The sequence below is a fragment of the Prauserella sp. PE36 genome (assembly GCF_003311655.1).
Lineage (GTDB): Bacteria > Actinomycetota > Actinomycetes > Mycobacteriales > Pseudonocardiaceae > Prauserella_A > Prauserella_A endophytica.
Window position 1 is genome coordinate 1 of sequence record NZ_QEQT01000043.1, and the last position, 2,657, is coordinate 2,657.

The 2,657-nt window shown below is 63.7% G+C and carries 5 protein-coding genes; 2 read left to right on the top strand and 3 right to left on the bottom strand.

Annotation, left to right across the window (positions count from 1 at the left end; all coding sequences use genetic code 11):
* Window positions 1-502: helix-turn-helix domain-containing protein (locus DI005_RS07925; protein ID WP_113641658.1), on the bottom strand; the 502-nt coding region annotated here is incomplete at its 3' end.
* A gap of 60 nt (window positions 503-562) precedes the next feature.
* Window positions 563-1,342 carry an aminotransferase class IV family protein gene (locus tag DI005_RS07930; protein WP_113641654.1) on the bottom strand — a complete coding sequence of 260 codons (780 nt, stop codon included), beginning with the start codon at window positions 1,340-1,342 and terminating at the stop codon, window positions 563-565.
* Window positions 1,343-1,536: 194 nt separating this feature from the next.
* Here DI005_RS07930 and DI005_RS07935 point away from each other — a divergent pair, with 194 nt between their 5' ends.
* Window positions 1,537-1,737: a hypothetical protein gene (locus tag DI005_RS07935; protein ID WP_113641655.1), complete on the top strand. Its 201-nt coding sequence runs from the start codon at window positions 1,537-1,539 to the stop codon at window positions 1,735-1,737.
* On the opposite strand, the gene DI005_RS07940 is transcribed toward DI005_RS07935, so the two are convergent.
* Window positions 1,727-2,098, bottom strand: coding sequence for a GntR family transcriptional regulator (locus DI005_RS07940; RefSeq protein WP_113641656.1), 372 nt, complete (start codon window positions 2,096-2,098; stop codon window positions 1,727-1,729). The two genes, DI005_RS07935 and DI005_RS07940, sit on opposite strands and share 11 nt — an antisense overlap.
* Before the next feature lie 105 nt (window positions 2,099-2,203).
* Between DI005_RS07940 and DI005_RS07945 the strand changes: the two genes are divergently transcribed.
* Entirely contained in the window at window positions 2,204-2,494 is a 291-nt protein-coding gene (locus DI005_RS07945; protein WP_113641657.1) for a hypothetical protein, read from the top strand.
* The last annotated feature ends 163 nt before the right edge of the window (window positions 2,495-2,657 follow it).

The window sequence follows — 2,657 nt, forward strand, 5'->3', positions numbered from 1 at the left end:
GATCATCGAGCCCATCGGGATACTTGCCTTCCTGCCAGCGCTCCGGCGCTTCACGGCCCGTTGCAGCGAGGAAACGGGCGTACTGAGCGTTCGTCACCGGGTACACGTCGATGTAGAACGCTGGGACGAATTCGGGCTGGTTGCTCGGCCCTGACAGGAAGACGTTGCCTTCAACCTTCACCATCAGACTCGCGTCGTTGGGATGACGTACTTTGCCCTGGCCGATCATCGGCGGCTGATCAGCAGCCTCGGCGGACGGAACGAGCGAATCCTTGGTGAGGAACGAAAAGCGCGCCTGCGTATCCGGGTCAGACCTGCTCAGACACGTATCCAGAGCAGCCTGATTCACCGGTCGGGGCTTGATGTTCTCGCCGCCTGCTTCCCACTTCGAGATCATGCGCTCGCTGATACCGAGGTGAGCGGCGAACTCCCGGATACTCATCCGCTTCGCTTCGCGAAGTGCACTCACCTCGACACCTGACCAGCGCTGAACCGTTGCCACCTGCTCATCCCCTCGCACGAACTACGACGTGCCTGAGCGTATCGGTCCGTAACCGCTCCCTCACACAGTTTCCGCCGGAATGTCCGCATACAGCTCGCGGAGCTGCTGCAACACCTTGTGTTCGGTCGGCCATTCGGTGGTGTCCACGGATGCGACGGCACGAATCCCACTCGCCGCGTTCGTCGCGAAAGCGGCCTCCATCGTCGGCAGGTCCGAGAGCGTCACCGGCTCGGTCGAAACTGGCTCATCGAGCCCCTGGTTGATCAGCGTCATCGTTATGCCAGGCAGCCACTCGGAGCGCGGCCACACGACCTGGCCGTCACGCACAAAACCGATGTTCGAAGTGGCGATCTCGGAAATCGTGCCGTCCGGGTTCAGGAAGAGCACATCGTCGTATCCCTCCCGGTGCGCGGCGCGCCGTTGATTCATCGCGCCGAACAGCCCGATGTGCTTCACCGCAGGAAGTTCACGGCGATACGAGGCGGCCTGCAACCGCCACGGCGGCGGCGTGGCGAGCGACCCGGAGCGAGTAGTCACGAGAACGTGTGGATCGGCGTCCCTGCCAATCGTGCCGAGGTCGAGTGCCGGGTCGTAGACCGTCACCCGCACGGTCACCGGCTCAGCCGTGCCAGCAAGTGCGTGCCGGACGTAGGACCGCACTTGTTCCGTGTCGAGGTCCACCCCGAAAAGCTGGCGGCAGTCTCGCGCGAGCCGTTGCATGTGAAGAGAAAGGCCGCGTACCTGTCCATCGCTCACCAGCATCGAGGTGAAGTGACCGTAGTTGGTGAGCGCGAGCGTCTTGACCTGCTCGATTGTCGCGGGGACCCCGTTCAGTTCCATGCGTTCAGACTCCCATCCAAGACGTCTCCGCGCGCGCACTGAGCCGCGTAGTTCAGTGAAAGTTCAGTGCCGCCGGTTCAGCGGGAGTTCAGCGCTGAGGGCTTTTGCGACAGTTCCCGCCAGGCTGCCGCGAGAGCACGCTTGAGACATGACCAAGAGCGGAGCAAGGAACCGGCTCACAGAAGGGATTCCCCATGTCCAAGCGAGCCTTCCCCGGCATCAAGACCGGCAGCGGGCCGCTGCCAAAGATCATCGCCACCCTGGTCGCCCTCGCGTTGCTGGTGATCGTCGTGAAGCACCCCGGCGATGCAGCGACGTTGGTCAAGGACATCGCCAGCTTCGTCGGCAACACGATCGATGGGCTTGTGGCGTTCTTCCGGGGCGTCACGGCGTAGTTCGGCGCGCCAACTCCGCCAACGTCTTCTCGACTTCGGCGAGCCTCTCAGCAGCCTGCGCAAGCTCAACCTTCAAGGCTGAGACTTCCTCGCCGGTCGCTCGCAGTAGGGCCGAGCTGTCAATGTCGGCCGAACGGTCGCGAACACGAGCCTTCGCGTTCCGTCGGATCGTCACCAAACCAACGTCCTGGAGCAGCCTCACTGCCACCGTCGCAGTGTTGGGCGCGACGCCGTACTCCGCTGCCAGGTCACGACGCGTTGGCAGCGCGTCGCCGACCTTGAACTCCCCCGACTCGATACGAGCACGCAGGTCGTCGGCAACCCGCTGGCTCGCCACGGCCTTGTCTTCTGCCTCTGCCACCTGACCACCGTACCCCGAATGTCTTGAGACATCCGTTGACGAAGGAGTCCTATGTCGCTAATGTCTTGCGACAAGACGGATGTCTTAAGACGAGATTGGAGATCGATGAACACCGCAAGGATCAACAAGCGTGCAGCGCAAGAGGCCATTGCTGGTCCCGCTGAACTGGGTGGCTACTACCCGGACGGCCTGACCGAGACAGCGATTGACGCGCTGATCGAAGAAGTGGACCGGGAGCTGGCGAACGAGCAGCACACAGTCACGGTCCGCGTCGAGCGTTCGTTCACCGATGCCCGGCGGGCTCGCCGGGCGGAGCGTCGGGCTGGTCGGGAGGCGCTGCGTTCGCTTCCGGCTCGTATCGAGCCCGCCGACCTGGCCGGGGAGGTGGCGGCCTGATGGGCAAGAAGGGCACGGATGTCGTGCACATCGGTAAGCGCTCGTGGTGGTCGGGCAAGGTCCGCACGCTGTGTGGCCTGGTCTATCTGCCCGGCAATGAGCAGGAGCAGGGCTGGTTCACGCGGATCACGTGCCCGGCCTGCAAGGCGGCCGAGAAGCGGGG